We start from the raw sequence: 223 nt of genomic DNA on the forward strand, positions 1-223 counted from the left end.
CTCCTGCGCCTGCACCTCGCGTGCCTGCTGGCCGAAGCCGTCCTGCTGTTCGCTGGCGGTGGCCAGGCGTTCGGCGGTCTCGGGCAGGTCCTTGTGGTGCTTGGCTTCGTGATGGCGCGGCTCGGTGGTCAGCAGCAAACCCGCCGCCGCACGCACGGCGCCATGCCGGTCGGTGCGCAGTTCGAAACCCTCCCCACGCGGCTGGCCGCCCGAGGGGCGCGGG

At 73.5% G+C, this 223-nt stretch carries 1 protein-coding gene; it reads right to left on the reverse strand.

The annotated features are described in order from the left end of the window. A partial coding sequence (locus tag NP552_RS25905) for a type VI secretion system Vgr family protein (RefSeq protein WP_274097335.1) occupies window positions 1–223 on the reverse strand: 223 nt, incomplete at both ends.

This window comes from Pseudomonas sp. 8209, assembly GCF_028682105.1.
GTDB lineage: Bacteria > Pseudomonadota > Gammaproteobacteria > Pseudomonadales > Pseudomonadaceae > Aquipseudomonas > Aquipseudomonas palmensis.